Below are 19,353 nucleotides of genomic sequence, written 5' to 3'. Positions count from 1 at the left end.
ACCCCTTCGTTTTTTATTGATTACGAAAGGGCGGATTGTCGGCAATGGTGCCTGTTCCGGGAATGTGACAAATCGTCGCACCCCCAGTGCCGGCGGGTTCAGGAAGCGTTGAGCTTTTCCAGCGCTTCGCGCAGTTTGGCCGGTTCGTCCAGGCGCAGCATCTTGCGCACGTTGGGGGCGATTTCCGAAACGTCGCTCTTGAGGATGCGGTTCTTGACCTTGAGGATCTGCGACGGATGCATCGAGAAGATGCGCAGCCCCATGCCAAGCAGCAGGCGGGTCAGTTTCGGGTCGCCGGCGGTTTCGCCGCAGACCGAGACCGGGATGCCGGCCTTTTCGGCATTCGAGATGGTGTGTGCGAGCAGCATCAGCACCGCCGGATGCAGCGGGTCGTAGAGGCTGGCGACCTGCTCGTCGGCGCGGTCGATGGCCAGCGTGTACTGGATCAGGTCGTTGGTGCCGATCGACAGGAAGTCGAGCCGGCGCAGGAAGATCCCGACCGCCAGCGCCGCCGCCGGAATCTCGATCATGCCGCCGACCTGGGTGTTCTCGTCGAAGGGAATCTTCTCGCCGCGCAGGCTGGACTTGGCCTGCTCGACGGCGGCCAGGGTCTGGTCGATCTCGTGCGCGTGGGCGAGCATCGGGATCAGCAGCTTGATCGGTCCGTAGCGCGAGGCGCGCAGGATGGCGCGCAACTGCGTCTGGAACATCTTCGGCTCGGACAATGACAGGCGAATCGCCCGGCGACCGAGTGCCGGATTGGTCTTGACCCGGTCGCCGGCCGTGCCTTCCGGATGCAGGTCCTTGTCGGCGCCGAGGTCGAAGGTGCGGATGGTCACCGGTCGCCCGGCCATGCCCTTGACCACCTTCTTGTAGGCCTCGAACTGTTCCTGCTCGTCGGGCATGTCGCCGCGGTTGAGGAAGAGGAATTCGGTGCGGAACAGGCCGATGCCTTCGGCGCCGCCTTCGAGCGCGTCGGGAACGTCGCCCGGCAGTTCGATGTTGGCGTGGAGTGCGATGTCGATGCCGTCGAGCGAGACCGTACGCGAGGTCTTCAGGCGCTTGAGCTGGTTCTTCTCCAGCTCGATCTGCTCCATGCGTAGCCGGTATTCCTCGAGCACGCGCGGGTCGGGATTGACGATGACGACGCCGCGCATGCCGTCGACGATCAACTGTTCGCCGTCGCGGATCAGCGCGCGCCCGTTCTCCAGGCCGAGCACGGCTGGAATCGCCATGCTGCGGGCAAGGATCGCCGTGTGCGAGGTGGCGCCGCCGACATCGGTGATGAAGGACGCGAAGCGGTGATCCTTGAAGGCGATGGTGTCGGCCGGCGAGAGGTCGTGGGCGACGACGATCAGCGATTCTTCCTTGGTGTGCTTGGCCGCCTTCAGCGAAGCCTTGCCCGGATGGCCGAGCAATTCCTTGATCACCCGCTCGACGACCTGAATCACGTCGTACTTGCGTTCGCGCAGGTAGGGATCGTCGAACTGCTCGAACTGCCCGACCAGGTGTTCCATCTGCTGGACCAGCGCCCATTCGGCGTTGCAGCGGCGTTCGCGGATGATCTCGCGTGGTTTTTCGACCAGTTCGGTGTCTTCGAGGAACATCGTGTGGATGTCGATGAAGGCCGAGAGCTCCGCCGGGGCGTGCTCGGTATTTTCCTTCATCGTCAGCAGTTCGCTCTTGACTGCGGCGATGGCTGCATCGAAACGGGCGATTTCCTTCTCCACCAGCCGTGGGGCCAGCGTCAGGTGCGACACTTCCAGCGTCGCATGCGACATCAGCATTGCCCTGCCGATGGCGATGCCGGCGGAAACGCCCAGTCCGTGCAGGGTAAAGCTCATGGGCCTTATTCTCCTTCGCCGAAATAGTCGGCGATCAATGCCAGCAAGGCGTCCATGGCTTCGCTTTCGTCCTTGCCGTCGGTCTCGATGGTCACCGTCGAACCCTTGCCGGCCGCCAGCATCATCACGCCCATGATGCTCTTGGCGTTGATTCGGCGGCTGCCCTTGCTCATCCACACCTCGCACGCGAACTTGCCGGCGAGCTGGGTGAGTTTGGCGGAGGCGCGGGCGTGGAGGCCGAGCTTGTTGATGATCTGGGTTTCCCGGGTGAGCATGGGTCAGTGGTCCTGCAGGTTGAGAATGCCGCTCCGGCCGGCATCGCGGGCATGGGTCAGCACGGTTTTGAGGTCCTTGTCACGGTGCGTCAGCGCCGACAGCAGCATCGGCAGATTGACCCCGGTCAGCCCGGCAATACGGCCGCGCTCGCGCAGTTTCATCGCCAGATTGGCCGGCGTCGCCCCGTACAGGTCGGTCAGCAACAGCACCCCGTTACCGTTGTCCACCGAGGCGCACAGCGCCCGGGCCCCCGGCAACAGGTCGAGCGGATCGTCCTGCGGCGCAACGCCAAGCTGCACCAAGCCGGCCGGACGCCGGTTGAGTACATGGCAGGCATTCTGGACGAGGGTCTCGCCGTAGCAGCCGTGGGTAATCAGGAAGATGCCGATCATGCGCAGGATTCTAACCTGCGAGCGCTACTTTCGGCTGACCACGAGAATGCCGGCGACGACCAGCACGGCGCCGCCCAGTTGCGCCAGCGACACCGGTTCGTCGAGCAGCCACCAGCCGAAACCGATGGTCAGCATCGGCCCGACCATGCCGTACAGCGAGGTCCGTTCCGGCCCCAGGCGGCGGATCGCCGCGCCGAGCGCGAACACCGGGATGACCGTCGAAAACACCGCCATCGCCAGGCTCCAGCCATAGACCGGCAGCGGCTGCACGATGGCGGTGAGCGGTTCGCTCAGGCCGAAATGCAGCAAGGTGACGGCCGTCGACACCAGCATCGCCAGCGCCGAAAAACGCATCGCGCCGAGCCGGGCGATCATCGGCCCGCTGCCCGACAGGTAGATCGCATAAGCGACGCTGGAAGCGAACACCAGCGCGCCGCCGACCAGCACGTCGCGCGCATCGCCCAGGCCCAGGTCGTGGATGAAGGCGGCGCCGATGCCGGTGTAGCACAGCACCAGCGCCAGCAACTCGCGGCGGGTGAAGGCCTTGCCCTGGAAAAGCACGCCGATGAGCAGGGTCAGCGTCGGGTAGGTGAACAGGATCAACCGCTCCAGGCCGGCCGAAATGTACTGCAAACCCCAGAAATCGAGGATGCTGGCGCCGTAATAGCCGAGGCAGCCGAGGGCGATCACGCGCAGCCAGTCGCCGCCGCTCAGCGCCGCGCCGTCCTGCTGCCGGCGCAGACCGACCCACAGGAAGACCGGCAGCGCGAAAGCCATGCGCAGCATCAGCAGGGTGATCGCATCGACGCCGTAGGGATAGGCGAGCTTGATGAAAATCGCCTTCAGCGAAAAGCCGAGTGCCGCGATCAGGGCGAGGCCGAGCCCGCCGGAAAGGGTATTCATGTCGGCGCCTTCAGTCGGCCGGCAGGCGCCGCAGGATCAGCGCGAGGCCGCAGACGGCCAGCGCGCAGCCGAGCATGGCGGCGATCACGCCGGGCCAGCCGGCATGGCTCCAGGCCCAGCCGGTGGCCGACCCGATCACGCTGCCGCCGAGGTAGTAGCTCGACAGGTAAAGCGCCGAGACAAATCCGCGCCGCGCCCCGGCGCGATGGCCGACCCAGGCGCTGGCGACCGTATGCACGGCAAAGAAGCCGAAGGTGTACAGCGCCAGGCCGGCGATGATCAGCCACAGCGGCGGCGCCAGCGTGATGGCGATGCCGGCGGTCATCAGCACCGCCATCGCCAGCATGATGCGCGGCCGGCCGTGGCGCGCCACCTGCCGCCCGGCCCAGGCCGACGAATAGCTGCCGACCGCGTAGAGCAGGAAAACGCTGCCGATCAGGCTGGGCGACAGTTCGTACGGCGCCTGGCTGAGCAGGAAGGGCAGGAAGTTGTAGAGACCGACCAGCGTTCCCATGCCGACGAAAGCCGTGCAGAACAGCCAGGGCAGGCCAGGGTCGGCGTAAATGCGGCGAATGTCGGCGAATAGCGGGCCAATTTGCAGCGAACGCGGTTCGAAATTGCGCGCCGGCAGCAGCAGGCGCCAGCACACCAGCGCCCCCAGCAGGCCGATCAGGCTGACCGCGCTCAGGCCGACATGCCAGGAGCCACACCAGTCGCTGACGGTCGCGGCGACCAGTCGGCCGGCCATGCCGCCGAGCGCATTGGCGCCGATGTACAGGCCCATGGCCCGCGCCCGCTCGCCGGCCGGCAATTCCTCGCCGAGGTAGGCCATCGCCGCCGCCGGCACGCCGGCAACGCAAATGCCCAGCCCGGCGCGGGCCAGCACCAGCAGCCAGAAATCCGGCGCCCAGGCCGACGCCAGCGAGAACAGCCCGGCGCCGAGCAGGCCGACGCGGATCAGTTGCTCGCGCCCGTAGCGGTCGGCGATCAGGCTCAGCGGAATCAGCAGCAGCGCCACCAGACCGGTGCCGGCGGTCACGCTCAGGCTGGCCTGCCCCGGCGTCACGGCGAAGGCGGCAGTCAGCTGCGGCAGCAGCGGTTGCGTGCCGTAAAGCAGCATGAAACAGGCGAAGCCGGCCAGCGACAGGGCCAGGGTGATGCGGGCATCGTGCGTGAGGGAGAAGCGGCGAGCGAACAAGGCGGTTTCCGTAACCAGGGGCGTGGCAGTGATTGAACGCCCTGGCGCTGCCGCTGGCAATTGGTATTATCGCAAGCAAGCATTCGATCAGGACGAAACCTTGCACTACGACCTTCCCGACTTGCGGCTCGTTGCCGCGATTGCCGACAGCGGCGCCCTGACCCGTGCCGCCGAGCGTGTGCACCTCGCTCCGTCGTCGGCCAGCCATCGGCTGAGCCAGCTCGAAGCCAGCCTCGGCGTGGCCCTCTTCGAACGCCATGCGCGCGGCCTGACGCCGACCGTCGCCGGCGAATCGCTGCTCCGTCACGCCCGCCAGGTGTTCGCCCAGCTCGAACAGATGCACGCCGACCTCGCCCCCTACGCCAGCGGGCTGAACGCCCAGGTCACGGTGTTCGCCAACACCAATGCGATCAACTGCTTCCTGCCCGAAGACCTCGGCGACTTCCTGCGCGAGCATCCGCAAATCCGTGTCAGCCTGGAAGAACAGCCGAGCCCGGCCATCGTCGGCGCAGTTGCCGCCGGCCAGGTCGATATCGGCGTCGTTGCCGCCGAGGGCGATTTCGGCGGGCTGGCCGTCACGCCCTACCGGCGCGACCGCCTGGTGCTGATCGTCGCCGCCGAGCATCCACTGGCCGGCCAGCGGGAAATCGCCTTCGCCGACGTGCTCAACGAAGCCTTCGTCTGCCTGCACGCCGGCAGCGCCATCCACACCTTCATGATGAACCACGCGGCACGCCTCGGCGGCCGGCTCGACGTGCGCATCCAGGTGCGCAGCTTCGCCGCCGTCTGCCGCATGGTTGGCGCCGGGGTCGGCATCGGCATGGTGCCGCGCTCGTCGGTCGCCGCCGACGAACGCCTGAAGACGGTGGAGATCGCCGACGCCTGGGCGCCGCGCGACCTTCACCTGTGCGTCCGCGAACGCGCCGCGCTCAGTCCGGCCGCGCGCGCGCTGTTCGACCATCTGGCGACGATGGGCGGCGGCTGAGGCCTCAGGCCGGCGTCAGCCAGTCGGCGTGGCGCGCATCCTCGCCGCGCACGCAGGCGAAAAAGGCCTGCTGCAACTGGCGGGTCAGCGGACCGGGCCGGCCGCTGCCGATCTTCCGGCGGTCGACCTCGATCACCGGCGTGATTTCGGCGGCGGTGCCGGTCAGGAAAACCTCGTCGGCGCAGTACAGTTCGTCGCGGGTGATGCGCTTGCTGCGCACCGGCAGGCCGAGTTCGCCGGCCAGCGTGCACACCGTGCGGCGGGTGATGCCGTCGAGCGCCGAGGTGGTTTCCGGCTGCAGCAGCTCGCCGTCGCGGACCAGGAAAAGGTTCTCGCTGGCACCTTCGGCGACGTAGCCCTCGGTGTCGAGCAGCAGCGCCTCGTCGTAACCGTCGCGGCGCGCTTCGCGCACGGCGAGGATGGAGTTGGCGTACATCGAAATGGCCTTGGCCCGGCACATCTGTACGTTCGGATGGTGCCGCGCATACGACGAGACGCGCACGCGGATGCCGTTGTCCAGCGCCGACTGGCCGAGGTAGGCGCCCCAGTCCCAGGCGGCGACCACGGCGTGGGTCGCGGCGCCGGCCGGATCGACGCCGATCTTCTCGGCGCCGAGAAAGAGCAGCGGCCGGATGTAGCCGCTGTTGAGGCCGTTGCGCGTCACCGCCTCGCGGCAGGCGGCGGCCAGCGTCGCCCGGTCGAACGGCAGGTCGATGGACAGGATGTGTGCCGATTCCTCGAGCCGTTTGAGATGCTCGGCCAGCCGGAAGATCGCCGGGCCGGTCGGCGTCGCGTAGGCGCGCAGGCCCTCGAAGCAGCCGTAGCCGTAATGCAGGGTGTGGGTGAGTACGTGCACCTTGGCGTCGCGCCAGGGCAACCAGTGGCCGTCAAGCCAGATGAATCCGTCCTTGTCTTGCATGATGATGTTCCTCGAATATGGGGCAGTCGTTCGAAGAGCGCGGGGGTGGGCGCAACGGAGTCCGGGCGGCCGGTGCCGGGTAGGCGGGGCGTGGCGGAGGAAGGCGGTGCATGCAGGATGCAATCACCAAAAGGTGAATTCAAACGAATTAATTGCTTTACGAGTGAACTGAATTCAGTCGTGTGCCTCGCGCACCAGCCAGCGGATGAAAGCCATCGCCGCCGGGCGTTCCTGGATGGCCGGCGGCGCCACCACATAAAAGCTGCGGTCCGGGCAGGCCGTGGCAAACGGCTGGCACAGCCGTCCGTCGCTCAGGTAGGGCGCGGCCAGGCTGCCGGCCATCAAGGCCACGCCATGGCCGGCAGCAGCGCCTTCGAGCATCAGCAGCGCATCTTCGTAACGCGGTCCATGCGTCGGCTCGTTGCGCTTCAGCCCGGCGGCGGCGAACCAGCGCTGCCAGGACAGCAGCGGGTGGCGCAGCAGGCGGCAGTGGTCGAGATCGGCCGGTTGCTTCAGGTTGGCCGCCAGTGCCGGGCTGCACACCGGGAAAATGCGCTCCTCGAACAGCTTCCAGGCCAGCAGGCCGGGCCATTCCTCTTCGCCGTAGCGCAGCCCGATATCGGCCTCGCCGGCGAGCAGCGGACCCAGGCCGGTAGCCGTGGACAAGGTGAATTCCAGATTGGGGTGTTGCGCCTGGTAGGCGGCAACGCGCGCCACCAGCCAGCGGCTGCCGAGCGCCGGTGCCGCCGAGATGCGCAGGCGTTCCTGCTGCGGCGCACGGAGCTGGGCGCTGGCTTCGTCCAGGCGCAGCAGCGCATCGCGGACGACGACCAGGTAGCGCCGGCCGGCCGGCGTCAGCGTGACCGTTCGGTGGCGGCGTTCGAACAAGGCCTGGCCAAGGTGTTCCTCAAGCAACCGGATGCGGTGGCTGATCGCCGACGGTGTCAGGTGCAGCGCCTGCGCCGCCGCCAGGAAACTGCCCAGGCGGGCCGCTGCCTCGAAGGCGGGCAGCGTATGCAGCGGCGGCAGGTCGTTCATTGCCGGATCATTCGCCCGCGGCCTTCATCTCGGCCATGAATTCGCGCTGGACCTGCTGCATCTTCGGCATCGCCGAGGCCATCAGGCCCTGAATTTCCGGCGTGATCTTCTGCATCATCACCGGCATCTTGCGGATCAGCGCCTGGCCGGCCGGCGTGCGGTAGAAATCGAGCATGCCGGCGACTTCGTCCTCGCTCAGCGAGTCGCGGTAGATGCGGATGTACAGTGGCTCCATCCGCTCCCAGGCGAGTTCGTCGCGCATCACCACGAGCATCTTCTTTTTCATGTTGTCGATCGCCTGCTGCTGCTTCGGCGTCGGCTTGCGCTCGCCGAGCGCCATGCGGACGCCGGCGTTCATCGATTCCTCGAGCTGGCCGTTCATGCTGTCGACCAGCTGGCGCGCCTGGGTGACCGAGAGCAGCGCCCGGATCGAGGCTTCGCTGGCTGGTTCGGCGGCGCCGGCAGCAGTGGCGGAAAGAAGCAGGACGGTGATCAGCAGGCGGAGTCGGGTCATCGGATTCTCACAGACTATGACGAAGGATTGGTTCGCCATTGTATTGCGGCCGATTGCCCAAGGGGGCGAAAAATGGCTGCGGGTAAGATTCAGCGCCGCCCGCCGAGAATCGACCCGAGCACGCCGCGCAGGATCTGCCGGCCGATTTCCCGGCCGACCGTCCCGGCAACCCCACGCGCCGCACTCTTGGCGGCAGCTTCGATCACGCCCTCGCGGCGTCCGCCGCGCGGTCCGGTGCTGCCGCCGAGGATGCTGCCCAGGCTGCCGAACAGGCCGCCGTCGCTTTCGGCCGGGGCCGGTTCTGGGGCGGCGGCAGGTTGCGGACGCGGCGCGCTGGCCGGTCGGGCCGGTGCGCCGGGGGCGGCCGGTGCCGGAATTGCGCCCGGGCCCGTCTTCTTGGCGGCCGCCGGTTGGCCGCGCAGGATTTCGTAGGCCGACTCACGATCGACCGTCTCGCCGTAGGTGGCGAGCAGCGGCGAGGCTTCGATGTTGGCGCGCCGTTCGGCTTCGGTCAGCGGGCCGAGGCGCGACGCCGGCGGGAAGATGAACGCACGCTCGACGATGTTCGGCCGCCCCTTCTCGTCGAGGAAGGAGACCAGCGCCTCGCCGACGCCGAGTTCGGTGATGACCTCGGCGGCATTGAATTTCGGATTGGCGCGCATGGTCTGCGCGGCCGACTGCACCGCCTTCTGGTCGCGCGGCGTGAACGCGCGCAGCGCATGCTGGACGCGGTTGCCGAGCTGGCCGAGGATTTTTTCCGGGACGTCGAGCGGGTTCTGGGTCACGAAAAACACGCCGACGCCCTTCGAGCGGATCAGCCGCACCACCTGCTCGACCTTGTCCACCAGCGCCGCCGGCGCACCGTCGAACAGCAGGTGCGCCTCGTCGAAGAAGAACACCAGCTTCGGTTTGTCGAGGTCGCCGGCTTCCGGCAACTGCTCGAACAGTTCGGCCAGCAGCCAGAGCAGGAAGGTCGAATACAGCGCCGGGGCGTGGATCAGCTTCTCGGCGGCGAGCACGTTGATGACGCCGCGGCCGTTGCTGTCGACCTGCATCAGGTCGTTGATGTCGAGCATCGGTTCGCCGAAGAAGACATCGCCGCCCTGCTCTTCCAGCGTCAGCAGGCCGCGCTGGATGGCGCCGATCGACGCCGTCGACACGTTGCCGTACTCGGTCTTGAACTGCGCCGCGTTATCGCCGACATGCTGGACCATCGCCCGCAGATCCTTGAGATCGAGCAGCAGCAGGCCCTGGTCGTCGGCGATCTTGAACACCATCTGCAGCACGCCGGCCTGGGTGTCGTTGAGGTTGAGCAGGCGCGCCAGCAGCAGCGGCCCCATGTCGGAAATGGTCGCCCGCACCGGAATGCCGTTCTCGCCGAACACATCCCAGAAGGCCACGGTGTTAGCGTAATTGGCATAGCCCTCCAGGCCCAGTTCGTCGATGCGCTTCTGCAGCTTCGGCGACACCGTACCGGCCGCGCCCATACCCGACAGGTCGCCCTTCACGTCAGCCATGAACACCGGCACGCCGATGTACGACAGGCGCTCGGCCAGCGTCTGCAGCGTCACCGTCTTGCCGGTCCCGGTCGCCCCGGTGATCAGGCCGTGGCGATTAGTCATCTGCGGCAGCAGCGCGGGAAAATCATCGGCAGACTTGGCCAGGTAGAGCGGTTCGGACATGGTACGGTGACTCCGGAAAGGATCAGATGGCGGCATTCTAGCGCTGCGGCGGCGGGCTGGTGTTAAGGAGGGTAAAGCGGGGCTGGACAATAGGTGGTGAGGTATGTACATTAAAACGTACATGTACGGAGGCTTGAAATGGATGCAATGACCTACACCACGCTGCGCGCGAATCTCGCCAGCACCATGGATCGCGTTTGTGACGACCACGAAGCCCTGATCATCACCCGAAACGGCGACCAAGCCGTGGTCATGCTGTCGCTCGAAGACTACAAGGCGCTGGAGGAAACCGCCTACCTCCTGCGCACCCCGGCCAACGCCAAACGACTGCTCTCGGCTGCCGCGCAACTGAATGCCGGCAAAGGCACGGAACGGGAACTCGCCGCGTGAAGCTGGTCTTCGCCGACGAGGCATGGGAGGACTATCTCTACTGGCAGAAGCAGGACAGACGCATGGTCGAACGGATCAATAAACTGATCCGCGAAACGCAGCGCGACCCCTTTGCCGGAGTGGGAAAACCGGAAGCGCTGAAACATGCGCTGTCCGGGTTCTGGTCACGACGGATAACCGATGAACATCGGATGGTTTATCGGGTGGAAGGGGATGCGCTGTTGATTGCGCAGTTGCGGTTTCATTATTGAGTGTTGGCAAATTTTCTGAATAAATCCGTCAAGTATGAATCCAAGCGTCTGGATCTTTTGTACAGGGATTCCAACTGCTTTGTGCCGTAACGTTTGCCGCTTTCGGTGATGATTGTTGTTGCTTCGCTCAATCGATGATGCTTTACGGCATTATTGACTTGTCGAAATTCTTCCATTGTCTTATGGCAAAGTACTTTTTCATGGTTGATTCCCTTTGCCTTTAGGAAAGGGTCAAGCTTTTTCAAATTTGCGAATTTTTGGCCAACGATTTCGTTTCTATTGTTTTCCAACGTCGCGTAGCAATTGATTATTGCTAGGCAATAGAGACAGAACTTGGTTTTGGCGGCTTCAGCAATATCTGCAAATGAACTCGAGCAATCGCCCTTTTCGAGCGATTCGAGTACTTTCGTAGATATGCTGGAGGCGAACTCGTTTGCAAGATTGATCAATCGATCTGTTCCCTGTCGATCTATTCGGGTGACTCGAAGCTTGAGCGTAGTGCGGTCCAGTTGCGAGAGTTCCATTGATGTTCTCCCTGATTTAGTTGCTGATTTTCCGGTGAGTATTGTTGATGTTGCGTTCAACCCCACCCCGACGGCAGCGCCGGCGGCATCAGCCGTTGGGCGCAGCCATCGCCGACTGGCCCGAAGCGCGGATCGCCGTTTTCCCACTGTCGTTGTGCCTCAGCGATGCTGGCGCGGTCGCCGGCGACGAAGTTCCACCACATCTGGAGCGGTGCCGTGAACGGTTTGCCGCCGAGCAGCAGGATTTTGCTGCCGGCGGGCAGCTTGAGTTGCAGGTGGTTACGGCCGGGTTCGAGGTAGAGGAATTCGCCGCTGCCCAGGGTTTCGCCGGCGGCGGTGATTTGGCCGAGCAGGGGGAGCAGGCCGTATTCGAATTCGGTTTTCAGCGGCAGGTCGAGCGTGACGTCGGCGGTGGTGGCGATGTCCAGGCCGAGTAGGGGGGTGTGGATGCGGGTGGGGGCGTGCTTGTTCTGGTAATCGCCGGCGAGCAGCGTGAACTGGGCGCCGTCGGCGGTCCAGGTTGGCAGGTCGGGGTAGTGGGCGAAGTCGGGCGGGCAGTCGCGTTGTTCGGGCGGCAGGGCGATCCACAGTTGGGCGGCGTGCAGGTGCTGGCCGGGTTGCGGAGAATCTTCGGTGTGGGCGATGCCGTGGCCGGCGGTCATCAGGTTGACCTGGCCGGGGCGGATCAGTTGTTCGTTGCCCAGGCTGTCGCGGTGCAGGATTTCGCCGGCCACCGGCCAGGTGAAGGTCTGCAGGCCGATGTGCGGGTGGGCGCCGACATGCAGGCCGGCGTCCGGGGCGAAGTCGATCGGGCCGATGTGGTCGAGGAAGCACCAGGCGCCGACCATGCGCCGGTGGCGGGTGGGCAGGGCGCGGCGGATGCTCAGGCCGGCGCCGAGTTCGGTTTCGCGGGTGGCGATGCGCTGGATGGCGGACATGGTTTCCCTTTCTGGCGGATGCTGGCGTCAGCCTGCCACAGGTGGCGGCGAAAGGGGAATCGGCGATTGCCGGGGACGCCGGCTTGTCTGCTTTGCGACAAGCCGGCGCGTTTTCAGTCCGCCTTGTTGTGGGCGGCGCTGAGCACTTCGGAGACGTATTCGCCGCGCGCCGTCGAGTTGTTTTCCTGCTGGTTGGCGGTGCACCAGGCGGCGAAGGCGGCAGGGTCGATCTGGCATTCCAGGGCCATCACGCCGGAGCGCTGGAAATTGCGGCGGGCCGCCACGGCCATGGTTTTCCATTTATCGAAGCTGTCTTCGAAGCATTCCGGATCGGTGGCCGTGGCCTTGACTGCGGCCCAGCTTTCCGGGGTGTACCAGGTGACGCCGATGACCAGTTGCTGGCTGCGCCGTTTGGCTTTCAGGCTTTGGTAGAGGGTGGGTTTTCGCATCGGGCTTGTCGTTTCGGGCGGGAAAAAAGGGTTTCGAAGCAACAAGCAGACCCGGCAGGTGGGTCAATGCACGCCGGCCTGACGGGAAAACGCCGGACGGGTAAAATCTCGCCTTCTTCGTTATTCGCATTCAGGAAAAGAGCATGGCAGGTCATTCCAAGTGGGCCAACATCCAGCACCGTAAAGGTCGTCAGGACGAAAAGCGTGGTGCGGCTTTCTCCAAGATCGCCAAGGAAATCACCGTGGCGGCCAAGATGGGCGGGGGTGATCCCGGCTTCAATCCGCGTCTGCGCGTTGCGGTCGACAAGGCCAAGGGCGTGAACATGCCCAAGGACAAGATCGACACTGCCATCAAGAAAGGTACCGGCGAGCTCGAAGGCGTCGATTACGTCGAGGTCCGCTACGAGGGCTACGGCATCGGCGGCGCGGCGATCATGGTCGACTGCCTGACCGACAACAAGACCCGCACCGTGGCCGAAGTGCGCCATGCCTTCAACAAGTACGGCGGCAACATGGGCACCGACGGGTGCGTGGCCTTCCAGTTCAAGCACTGCGGCCAGATGCTGTTCGCCCCGGGCACCGACGAAGCGGCGCTGATGGATGCCGCCATCGAAGCCGGTGCCGAGGACGTGGCAACCAACGACGACGGTTCGATCGAAGTCATCACCGCCGCTGCCGACTACGTTGCCGTCAAGGACGCGCTCGAAGCTGCCGGGTTCACGCCGGAGTTTGGCGAAGTGACGATGAAGCCGGAAGGCGAGAACGTGTTCACGGGCGACGACGCGGTGAAGATGCAGAAGCTGCTCGATGCGCTCGAAGGCCTGGACGACGTCCAGGAAATCTACACCACGGCGGTCATCGAGGAGTGACCGCCAGCCGGCCACCGGAGCTGCCCGCGATCATCGACATCGAAGCCTCGGGTTTCGGTGCGGGCAGCTACCCGATCGAGGTCGGCTATTACCTGCCGGGCGGCGAGATGTATTGCTCGCTGATCCGGCCGGAACCTGGCTGGACCCACTGGGACAGCGGCGCCGAGAAGGTGCACGGCGTCAGCCGGGAAATCCTGCAGCAGCATGGCAAGCCGGCCGCCGAGGTGGCCGGGCACCTTAACCAGAAATTTCGCGGCCAGACGCTCTACAGCGACGCCTGGGGCGCCGACTACGCCTGGCTCGGCCGGCTCTACGACGCGGTCGATCTGGTGCCCAGCTTCCGCCTCAAGGACCTGCGCGAAATCCTTGGCGACTGCGAAATGACCAACTGGCACGCCACCCGCGCGGCCGTCGAACTGCGCCTGCAGTTGCGCCGCCACCGCGCCAGCGGCGATGCGCGCACCCTGTTCGAAACCTTTGCCGAAACGCGCAAGCGCTGCCGGCCTGACTGGAACATCTGAGCCGCGATGCAGCGCGCCTATCCCCTGCTCTTCGTCTTCCTGTGGAGTACCGGTTTCATCGGTGCCAAGTTCGGCCTGCCTTACGCCGAACCGCTGTCCTTCCTGCTCACCCGCTACGGGCTGGTGATCGGCCTGATGCTGGCGATTGCGCTGATCATGCGCGCGCCGTGGCCGAAAGACCCGGCGCAGTGGCTGCACATCGGCGTTTCCGGCGTGCTCGTGCATGCCTTCTATCTCGGCGGCGTCTTCGTCGCCATCGCCCACGGCCTGCCGGCCGGGATCACCGCGCTGGTCGTTGGCATGCAGCCCTTGCTGACGGCGTGCAGTGCCGGCTGGCTGCTTGGTGAGAAAGTGAGTGCTCGCCAGTGGGGCGGGCTGGCGCTCGGTTTCGTCGGCGTCGGCCTGGTCGTTTCCGGCAAGTTCGGCGATGCCGCGCTCGGGCCGATGCTGTGGCCGGCCGTCGTCGCGCTGCTGGCGATCACCGCCGGCACGCTCTACCAGAAACGTTTCTGCGCCCGCTTCGACCTGCGCACCGGTTCGGTCATCCAGTTCGTGCCGACGGCCATCGTGACGGCCATCGCCGTTGCGCTGTTCGAGGATTACCGCATCGACTGGACCGGCGAATTCCTGTTCGCGCTCGGCTGGCTGGTGCTGGTCCTGTCGCTCGGGGCGATCAGCCTGCTCAACCTGCTGATCCGCAGCGGCAGCGCGGTCAATGTCGCCAGCCTGTTCTACCTGACGCCGCCGACCACGGCACTGATCGCCTGGGCGGTGTTCGGCGAGACGCTGGCGCCGGTCGCGGTGGTCGGCATGGCCGTCGCGGTGGCCGGTGTCTGGCTGGTGGCGAGGCCGGCGAAATGAGCGGCGTGCGCATCCTCGGCATCGACCCCGGCCTGCGCGTGACCGGCTTTGGCGTCATCGAGAAGCACGGCAACCAGCTGATCTATGTCGCCAGCGGCTGCATCAAGTCGAACGACAAGCAGTCGCTGCCGGAGCGCATCGGCACGCTGTTCGCCGGCATCGGCGAGGTGATCGCGACCTACCGGCCGGACCAGTCGGCGATCGAGAAGGTGTTCGTGAACGTCAATCCGCAGTCCACGCTGCTGCTCGGCCAGGCGCGCGGCGCGGCGATGTCGGCGCTGGTGCATGGCGGCCTGCCGGTCGCCGAATACACCGCCTTGCAGGTCAAGCAGGCGGTGGTCGGGCACGGCAAGGCGGCCAAGGAGCAGGTGCAGGAGATGGTCGTCCGCCTCTTGAGCCTGCCCGGCGCACCGACGGCGGATGCCGCCGACGCGCTCGCCTGCGCGATTGCCCACGCGCACGGCGGCCAGGGGCTGGGGGCGCTGGCGACGGCGGGGTATCGCGTTCGCGGCGGGCGGCTGATAGGATGAGAACCTGTTTGGACATACAGTATCGGATTGCCCCATGATTGGAAGACTCACCGGATTCGTCGTCGAAAAGAACCCGCCGCAGATCGTGCTTGACGTAAACGGCGTCGGCTACGAGCTGGACGTGCCGATGAGCACTTTCTACAACCTGCCCTCGGTCGGCGAAAAGGTGACGCTGCTCACCCATTTCGCGGTGCGCGAGGACGGGCATTTCCTCTACGGCTTCCTCGGCGAGGCCGAGCGCTTCGCCTTCCGCCAGTTGCTCAAGGTCTCCGGGATCGGCGCCCGGACGGCGTTGTCGGTGCTCTCCGGGCTGTCGGTCAATGACTTGGCGGCGGCCGTCGCGCAGCAGGAGCTGGGGCGCCTGATCAAGGTGCCCGGGATCGGCAAGAAGACCGCCGAGCGCCTGCTGCTTGAACTCAAGGGCAAGCTGGCCGACGCCACCGGGATGACGCTGAACATTGCCGCCGCCGATGATCCCCGCGCCGACATTTCCAACGCGCTGCTGGCGCTCGGCTACAACGAGAAGGAAGCCGCCGCCGCGATGAAGCAGTTGCCGGCCGACGTCGGAACCTCCGACGGCATCCGCCAGGCACTCAAGCTGTTGTCCAAGGCCTGATGCTCAACGATTGCGATACCCGGCGACTGGCGCAGATTGCGCTGGTGGTGCTGCTGATTGTCGGCAGCATCGCCGTGCTGCTGCCTTTTGTCGGGGCGCTGTTGTTTGCCCTGGTGATCTGGGTGTGCACCTGGGATATTTACCGTGAGCGCGTGCTGCCACGGCTGGGGGGGCGCGACGCGCTCGGCGCTTCGCTGATGGTCGTGTTGCTGGTGCTGATCCTGCTGGTGCCGACGGTTTTCCTGGCCGGCGCCTTGGCCAGTGGTGCCGACCGGGTCATTGATCTGGTCAAGCCTTACTTCGACCAGGGCTTGCCGGCCGAGCCACCCGGCTGGATCGCCGCAATTCCGCTGTTCGGCCAGCAACTCGTCGATTTCTGGCATGAGGTGGCGAGTAGCCGCGAAGCACTCAACACCCTGCTCGCCCAGGGCGTCGCGCCGGCCCGGCAGTTCCTGCTGGCGGCTGGTGGTGTTGCCGCCAACGGCTTGCTGCAACTGGCGCTGGTGCTGTTCGTCGTCTTCTTCCTCTACCGTGACGGCGAAGTCGTCGCCGCGGCGCTCTACGGCGGTGCCCGAAAGCTCGGCGGTGAACTCGGCGAAGGCCTGGTCGACAAGGCGCGCGGCACCGTCCTCGGGGTCATGCTTGGCATCGTCGGCACCGCCGCCGCGCAAAGCTCGGTGGCGATGATCGGCTTCTTCATCGCCGGTGCGCCGGCGCCGGTGCTGCTCGCCTTCGCGACCTTCTTCCTGTCGATGATTCCGGTCGGTCCGCCGCTGATCTGGGGCGGCGCCGCGCTCTGGCTCTACGGCCAGGGCGAGCTCGGCTGGGCGATTTTCCTGGCACTCTACGGTTTACTCATCATCAGCAGCATCGACAACGTCGTCAAACCCATCCTGATGGCGCGCGGCGCCGGACTGTCGGTACTCATCGTCGCGCTCGGCGTGTTCGGCGGCGTGCTGGTGTTCGGCTTTATCGGCATCTTTCTTGGGCCGGTGCTGCTGGCGCTCGGCCACATGCTCCTGATACGCTGGTTGCGCGAGGAATCCCCAACATGATCGAAACCGACAAGCTGGCGCCGCTGGAGCGCATCATCGCGCCGCAGAGCAAATCGGCGCAGGAAGAGGCACTGGAACGCGCGCTGCGGCCGAAGCGGCTGGCCGATTACACCGGCCAGCAGAAAATCCGCGAGCAACTGGAAATCTTCATCCAGGCCGCCCGCAATCGCAGCGAATCGCTCGACCACGTGCTGCTGTTCGGCCCGCCTGGCCTGGGCAAGACGACGCTGGCGCACATCGTTGCCGCCGAAATGGGCGTCAACCTGCGCCAGACTTCCGGCCCAGTGCTCGAACGCGCTGGCGACCTGGCGGCGATCCTGACCAACCTCGAGCCGCACGACGTGCTGTTCATCGACGAAATCCACCGCCTGTCGCCCGTGGTCGAGGAAATCCTCTACCCGGCGCTGGAGGACTTCCAGATCGACATCATGATCGGCGAAGGCCCGGCGGCGCGCTCGGTCAAGCTCGATCTGCCGCCGTTCACGCTGGTTGGCGCGACCACCCGTGCCGGCATGCTGACCAATCCGCTGCGCGACCGTTTCGGTATCGTCGCCCGGCTGGAGTTCTACAATGCCGAGGAATTGCAGAGCATCGTCACCCGCTCGGCGACGCTCCTGAACGCGCCGATCGATCCGGCCGGTGCGCTGGAAATCGCCAAACGTTCGCGCGGCACACCGCGTATTGCCAACCGCCTGTTACGCCGGGTGCGCGACTACGCCGAAGTGAAGGGCGACGGCAGCATCGGCCGCGACATTGCCGACCGGGCGCTGCACATGCTCGACGTCGACCCGGCAGGTCTCGACCTGATGGACCGCAAGCTGCTGCATGCCGTCATCGACAAGTTCGGCGGCGGGCCGGTCGGCGTGGATAACTTGGCGGCAGCCATCGGCGAAGCGCGCGACACGATCGAGGATGTGCTCGAACCCTACCTGATCCAGCAGGGTTACCTGCAGCGGACCTTGCGCGGGCGCATTGCCACGCCGGCCATCTATCGCCATCTCGGCCTCGCCGAACCGCCTGGCGCGGCGGCGCGCGACCTGCTCTCCGACGTTTGATCAGCCCAGCGGCGGGGCTGCCGATACTTGGTTGCGGCCAGCCCGCTTGGCAGCGTACAGCGCATCGTCTGCCCGACTGATGGCGTGGTCGGCGGTTTCGCTGTCGTCAAGTTCGCTGACGCCCAGGCTCAGGGTGACGCGGATGGTTGGTTCGCCCGGCGCCAGTTGGGCGCTGGCAATGGCGTGTCGCAATTTCTCGGCGACGACGAGCGCTTCGTTGAGCGGGCAGCCTGGCAGGACCATCAGGAACTCTTCCCCTCCCCAGCGAACGGCAAAATCGGCCTCGCGCAGCGTTGATTTGAGCTGCTGCGCAATGTTGCTCAGCACCTCGTCGCCGATGCGGTGGCCGTGGCGATCGTTGATGTCCTTGAAATGGTCGATGTCGGCGAGCAGGAAGCTGATCGGGCGTGGCGCCCGGCGATTTCCGGCCAGCAGCTTCTCGATCAGGATGCCGAAGGCGTGGCGGTTGAGCAGGCCGGTCAGCTTGTCGGTCGATGCCATCTTCTCGATCCGCGACTGGTAGGCACCTAGCGTCAGGTAGGCGAGGAAGGTGACGATCAGCGTCACCACCAGACTGATGATCAGATTGACGTAGAGGGTCTGGCGGATGCCGGCCAGCGCGACATCCTCGTTCTGCTCGACGAACAGGTACCACTTCAGCTCGGGCAGGTAATTGACGTTGAGGATGTGGTTGTCTCCGTTGTCCTCGAACTGATAGAAGCCAGTGCGCTCAAGCAGGATGCGATCGAGTTGCTGGGCCAGTCCGGGGCGCTGGCGCAGGTCGGGGGCCGTTTCGCCGCCGTGGACGATGACTTTGCCGGTGGCATCGGTGAAATAGATGGTGCGCTGGAACCGGGCCTGGTAGTCGCGGATCAGCCGGCGCACCGAGTCCACGGTCAGGCCGATGCCGGTGGCGCCGATGTAGCGCTGGTCGAAATCGAACACCCGGTAGTTGATGAAGATGGTCAGGGCGTCGAGATTGGCGAGATCGGGGTCGACGTTGATCTCGTACTCATCGCGCATGTCGCGCACCCGGAAATACCAGGCGTCGCGCGGCTCGTCCTCGCGCACTTGCTTGAGCACGCCTTCGCCGGTGTAGTAATTGCCGCTGTGTTCGGAAACGAAGAAGCTGCTGAAGGCGCCGTGACGCTGCCTGATTTCGGCCAGGTAGCGCGACATCTCGCTGACCTTGTCTTCACCGCGCAGGACCCAGTCGCGCAGGAAGGTGTCGTGGGCCATGGTCGAGGAAATCAGTACCGGCCGGACCAGATCTTTCTGGATTTCCGAGTAGATGTTGCTTGAGGTCAGCGGCAGGTCCTGACCGATGATGGCGCTGCGGATCGCTTCCTTGGAAACGAAATAGCCGAACAGTGTGGTCGCGAAGAAACCGCCGCTGAGCAGCAGGCCGAGCAGCAGGATCAGGCTGCGGCGATCGAAGATGCGGATGGACCGGGACATGGCGGGATTATGCGGTAGCCCGGCAGCGAACGCCAGTCACCCAATTTGGCAAAAGGAAACAGGCCGTTACACATCGTTGTTGCGG

General features: G+C 65.5%; 23 protein-coding genes. 10 read left to right on the top strand and 13 right to left on the bottom strand.

The annotated features are described in order from the left end of the window. Positions 1–98: 98 nt before the first annotated feature. The 5 genes from ptsP to G471_RS0101675 are packed head-to-tail and all read right to left on the bottom strand — an operon-like array spanning position 99 to position 4,613. A complete protein-coding gene (gene ptsP, locus G471_RS0101695; RefSeq protein WP_028993791.1) occupies positions 99–1,844 on the bottom strand; it encodes a phosphoenolpyruvate--protein phosphotransferase in 1,746 nt (581 codons plus the stop codon). Positions 1,845–1,849: 5 nt separating this feature from the next. Then, a complete protein-coding gene (locus G471_RS0101690) occupies positions 1,850–2,119 on the bottom strand; it encodes an HPr family phosphocarrier protein (RefSeq protein WP_028993790.1) in 270 nt (89 codons plus the stop codon). A gap of 3 nt (positions 2,120–2,122) precedes the next feature. Beyond that, entirely contained in the window at positions 2,123–2,512 is a 390-nt protein-coding gene (locus G471_RS0101685) for a PTS sugar transporter subunit IIA (RefSeq protein WP_028993789.1), read from the bottom strand. Positions 2,513–2,536: 24 nt separating this feature from the next. Continuing rightward, complete coding sequence (locus G471_RS0101680) at positions 2,537–3,415, bottom strand: DMT family transporter (protein WP_028993788.1); 879 nt, start codon at positions 3,413–3,415, stop codon at positions 2,537–2,539. A 10-nt stretch (positions 3,416–3,425) separates the two neighbouring features. Next, positions 3,426–4,613 carry an MFS transporter gene (locus G471_RS0101675; RefSeq protein WP_245580482.1) on the bottom strand — a complete coding sequence of 396 codons (1,188 nt, stop codon included), beginning with the start codon at positions 4,611–4,613 and terminating at the stop codon, positions 3,426–3,428. Between the two features lie 28 nt (positions 4,614–4,641). Here G471_RS0101675 and G471_RS0101670 point away from each other — a divergent pair, with 28 nt between their 5' ends. Next, entirely contained in the window at positions 4,642–5,598 is a 957-nt protein-coding gene (locus G471_RS0101670; RefSeq protein WP_245580481.1) for a LysR family transcriptional regulator, read from the top strand. A gap of 4 nt (positions 5,599–5,602) precedes the next feature. Here G471_RS0101670 and G471_RS0101665 read toward each other — a convergent pair whose 3' ends face one another. The 4 genes from G471_RS0101665 to G471_RS0101650 all read right to left on the bottom strand — a co-directional run bounded on the left by G471_RS0101665 (position 5,603) and on the right by G471_RS0101650 (position 9,751). After that, complete coding sequence (locus G471_RS0101665; protein WP_088177942.1) at positions 5,603–6,517, bottom strand: branched-chain amino acid transaminase; 915 nt, start codon at positions 6,515–6,517, stop codon at positions 5,603–5,605. A gap of 174 nt (positions 6,518–6,691) precedes the next feature. Beyond that, positions 6,692–7,555, bottom strand: coding sequence for a LysR substrate-binding domain-containing protein (locus tag G471_RS0101660; protein WP_028993784.1), 864 nt, complete (start codon positions 7,553–7,555; stop codon positions 6,692–6,694). A gap of 7 nt (positions 7,556–7,562) precedes the next feature. Further along, positions 7,563–8,069 carry a DUF2059 domain-containing protein gene (locus G471_RS0101655; protein ID WP_028993783.1) on the bottom strand — a complete coding sequence of 169 codons (507 nt, stop codon included), beginning with the start codon at positions 8,067–8,069 and terminating at the stop codon, positions 7,563–7,565. An 89-nt stretch (positions 8,070–8,158) separates the two neighbouring features. Beyond that, entirely contained in the window at positions 8,159–9,751 is a 1,593-nt protein-coding gene (locus G471_RS0101650; protein WP_028993782.1) for a helicase HerA-like domain-containing protein, read from the bottom strand. 138 nt (positions 9,752–9,889) lie between these two features. On the opposite strand from G471_RS0101650, the gene G471_RS0101645 reads away from it, so the two are divergent. Continuing rightward, on the top strand, positions 9,890–10,141 hold the full coding sequence (locus G471_RS0101645; protein WP_028993781.1) for a type II toxin-antitoxin system Phd/YefM family antitoxin: 252 nt from the start codon (positions 9,890–9,892) through the stop codon (positions 10,139–10,141). Next, a complete protein-coding gene (locus tag G471_RS0101640; RefSeq protein ID WP_028993780.1) occupies positions 10,138–10,392 on the top strand; it encodes a Txe/YoeB family addiction module toxin in 255 nt (84 codons plus the stop codon). The genes G471_RS0101645 and G471_RS0101640 overlap by 4 nt, the downstream gene beginning before the upstream one ends. On the opposite strand, the gene G471_RS18985 is transcribed toward G471_RS0101640, so the two are convergent. From G471_RS18985 to G471_RS0101625, 3 genes are all read right to left on the bottom strand, one after another. Next, positions 10,386–10,916 (bottom strand): hypothetical protein, encoded by a 531-nt coding sequence (locus tag G471_RS18985; protein ID WP_157272423.1) that lies wholly within the window; start codon positions 10,914–10,916, stop codon positions 10,386–10,388. The two genes, G471_RS0101640 and G471_RS18985, sit on opposite strands and share 7 nt — an antisense overlap. A gap of 56 nt (positions 10,917–10,972) precedes the next feature. Beyond that, the gene (locus tag G471_RS0101630) at positions 10,973–11,854 is read right to left on the bottom strand and encodes a pirin family protein (protein WP_028993779.1); all 882 of its coding nucleotides are present in this window, start codon (positions 11,852–11,854) and stop codon (positions 10,973–10,975) included. A 113-nt stretch (positions 11,855–11,967) separates the two neighbouring features. Then, positions 11,968–12,303, bottom strand: a complete 336-nt coding sequence (locus G471_RS0101625; RefSeq protein ID WP_028993778.1) for a hypothetical protein — start codon at positions 12,301–12,303, stop codon at positions 11,968–11,970. Between the two features lie 143 nt (positions 12,304–12,446). Here G471_RS0101625 and G471_RS0101620 point away from each other — a divergent pair, with 143 nt between their 5' ends. From G471_RS0101620 to ruvB, 7 genes are read left to right on the top strand one after another with little or no spacing between them, the layout of a single operon-like run. Then, positions 12,447–13,172: a YebC/PmpR family DNA-binding transcriptional regulator gene (locus G471_RS0101620; RefSeq protein ID WP_028993777.1), complete on the top strand. Its 726-nt coding sequence runs from the start codon at positions 12,447–12,449 to the stop codon at positions 13,170–13,172. Next, a complete protein-coding gene (locus tag G471_RS0101615; protein WP_028993776.1) occupies positions 13,169–13,693 on the top strand; it encodes a 3'-5' exonuclease in 525 nt (174 codons plus the stop codon). The genes G471_RS0101620 and G471_RS0101615 overlap by 4 nt, the downstream gene beginning before the upstream one ends. 6 nt (positions 13,694–13,699) lie before the next feature. Next, positions 13,700–14,554: a DMT family transporter gene (locus G471_RS0101610; protein ID WP_028993775.1), complete on the top strand. Its 855-nt coding sequence runs from the start codon at positions 13,700–13,702 to the stop codon at positions 14,552–14,554. Then, positions 14,551–15,084, top strand: a complete 534-nt coding sequence (ruvC, locus tag G471_RS0101605; RefSeq protein ID WP_211226363.1) for a crossover junction endodeoxyribonuclease RuvC — start codon at positions 14,551–14,553, stop codon at positions 15,082–15,084. The genes G471_RS0101610 and ruvC overlap by 4 nt, the downstream gene beginning before the upstream one ends. Positions 15,085–15,118: 34 nt before the next feature. Continuing rightward, complete coding sequence (gene ruvA, locus G471_RS0101600; RefSeq protein WP_028993773.1) at positions 15,119–15,700, top strand: Holliday junction branch migration protein RuvA; 582 nt, start codon at positions 15,119–15,121, stop codon at positions 15,698–15,700. Beyond that, positions 15,700–16,755 (top strand): AI-2E family transporter, encoded by a 1,056-nt coding sequence (locus tag G471_RS0101595; protein WP_028993772.1) that lies wholly within the window; start codon positions 15,700–15,702, stop codon positions 16,753–16,755. The genes ruvA and G471_RS0101595 overlap by 1 nt, the downstream gene beginning before the upstream one ends. Next, the gene (ruvB, locus tag G471_RS0101590; protein WP_028993771.1) at positions 16,752–17,810 is read left to right on the top strand and encodes a Holliday junction branch migration DNA helicase RuvB; all 1,059 of its coding nucleotides are present in this window, start codon (positions 16,752–16,754) and stop codon (positions 17,808–17,810) included. Before G471_RS0101595 ends, ruvB begins: the two co-directional genes overlap by 4 nt. Here ruvB and G471_RS0101585 read toward each other — a convergent pair whose 3' ends face one another. Then, entirely contained in the window at positions 17,811–19,268 is a 1,458-nt protein-coding gene (locus G471_RS0101585) for a sensor domain-containing diguanylate cyclase (protein ID WP_028993770.1), read from the bottom strand. Positions 19,269–19,353: the final 85 nt, after the last annotated feature.

It is taken from the genome of Azonexus hydrophilus DSM 23864 (assembly GCF_000429605.1).
Classification (GTDB): Bacteria; Pseudomonadota; Gammaproteobacteria; order Burkholderiales; family Rhodocyclaceae; genus Azonexus; species Azonexus hydrophilus.
This window is presented reverse-complemented; position numbering and strand designations above follow the sequence as displayed.

What these genes read in the sequence shown, in the direction of transcription:
- ruvB (WP_028993771.1), top strand. Translation starts at nt 16,752, where the DNA reads ATGATCGAAACCGACAAGCTGGCGCCGCTGGAGCGCATCATCGCGCCG.
- ruvA (WP_028993773.1), top strand. Translation starts at nt 15,119, where the DNA reads ATGATTGGAAGACTCACCGGATTCGTCGTCGAAAAGAACCCGCCGCAG.
- ptsP (WP_028993791.1), bottom strand. Translation starts at nt 1,844, where the DNA reads ATGAGCTTTACCCTGCACGGACTGGGCGTTTCCGCCGGCATCGCCATC.
- ruvC (WP_211226363.1), top strand. Translation starts at nt 14,551, where the DNA reads ATGAGCGGCGTGCGCATCCTCGGCATCGACCCCGGCCTGCGCGTGACC.
- G471_RS0101690 (WP_028993790.1), bottom strand. Translation starts at nt 2,119, where the DNA reads ATGCTCACCCGGGAAACCCAGATCATCAACAAGCTCGGCCTCCACGCC.
- G471_RS0101680 (WP_028993788.1), bottom strand. Translation starts at nt 3,415, where the DNA reads ATGAATACCCTTTCCGGCGGGCTCGGCCTCGCCCTGATCGCGGCACTC.
- G471_RS0101630 (WP_028993779.1), bottom strand. Translation starts at nt 11,854, where the DNA reads ATGTCCGCCATCCAGCGCATCGCCACCCGCGAAACCGAACTCGGCGCC.
- G471_RS0101665 (WP_088177942.1), bottom strand. Translation starts at nt 6,517, where the DNA reads ATGCAAGACAAGGACGGATTCATCTGGCTTGACGGCCACTGGTTGCCC.
- G471_RS0101585 (WP_028993770.1), bottom strand. Translation starts at nt 19,268, where the DNA reads ATGTCCCGGTCCATCCGCATCTTCGATCGCCGCAGCCTGATCCTGCTG.
- G471_RS0101595 (WP_028993772.1), top strand. Translation starts at nt 15,700, where the DNA reads ATGCTCAACGATTGCGATACCCGGCGACTGGCGCAGATTGCGCTGGTG.
- G471_RS0101625 (WP_028993778.1), bottom strand. Translation starts at nt 12,303, where the DNA reads ATGCGAAAACCCACCCTCTACCAAAGCCTGAAAGCCAAACGGCGCAGC.
- G471_RS0101645 (WP_028993781.1), top strand. Translation starts at nt 9,890, where the DNA reads ATGGATGCAATGACCTACACCACGCTGCGCGCGAATCTCGCCAGCACC.
- G471_RS0101660 (WP_028993784.1), bottom strand. Translation starts at nt 7,555, where the DNA reads ATGAACGACCTGCCGCCGCTGCATACGCTGCCCGCCTTCGAGGCAGCG.
- G471_RS0101620 (WP_028993777.1), top strand. Translation starts at nt 12,447, where the DNA reads ATGGCAGGTCATTCCAAGTGGGCCAACATCCAGCACCGTAAAGGTCGT.
- G471_RS18985 (WP_157272423.1), bottom strand. Translation starts at nt 10,916, where the DNA reads ATGGAACTCTCGCAACTGGACCGCACTACGCTCAAGCTTCGAGTCACC.
- G471_RS0101650 (WP_028993782.1), bottom strand. Translation starts at nt 9,751, where the DNA reads ATGTCCGAACCGCTCTACCTGGCCAAGTCTGCCGATGATTTTCCCGCG.
- G471_RS0101655 (WP_028993783.1), bottom strand. Translation starts at nt 8,069, where the DNA reads ATGACCCGACTCCGCCTGCTGATCACCGTCCTGCTTCTTTCCGCCACT.
- G471_RS0101685 (WP_028993789.1), bottom strand. Translation starts at nt 2,512, where the DNA reads ATGATCGGCATCTTCCTGATTACCCACGGCTGCTACGGCGAGACCCTC.
- G471_RS0101610 (WP_028993775.1), top strand. Translation starts at nt 13,700, where the DNA reads ATGCAGCGCGCCTATCCCCTGCTCTTCGTCTTCCTGTGGAGTACCGGT.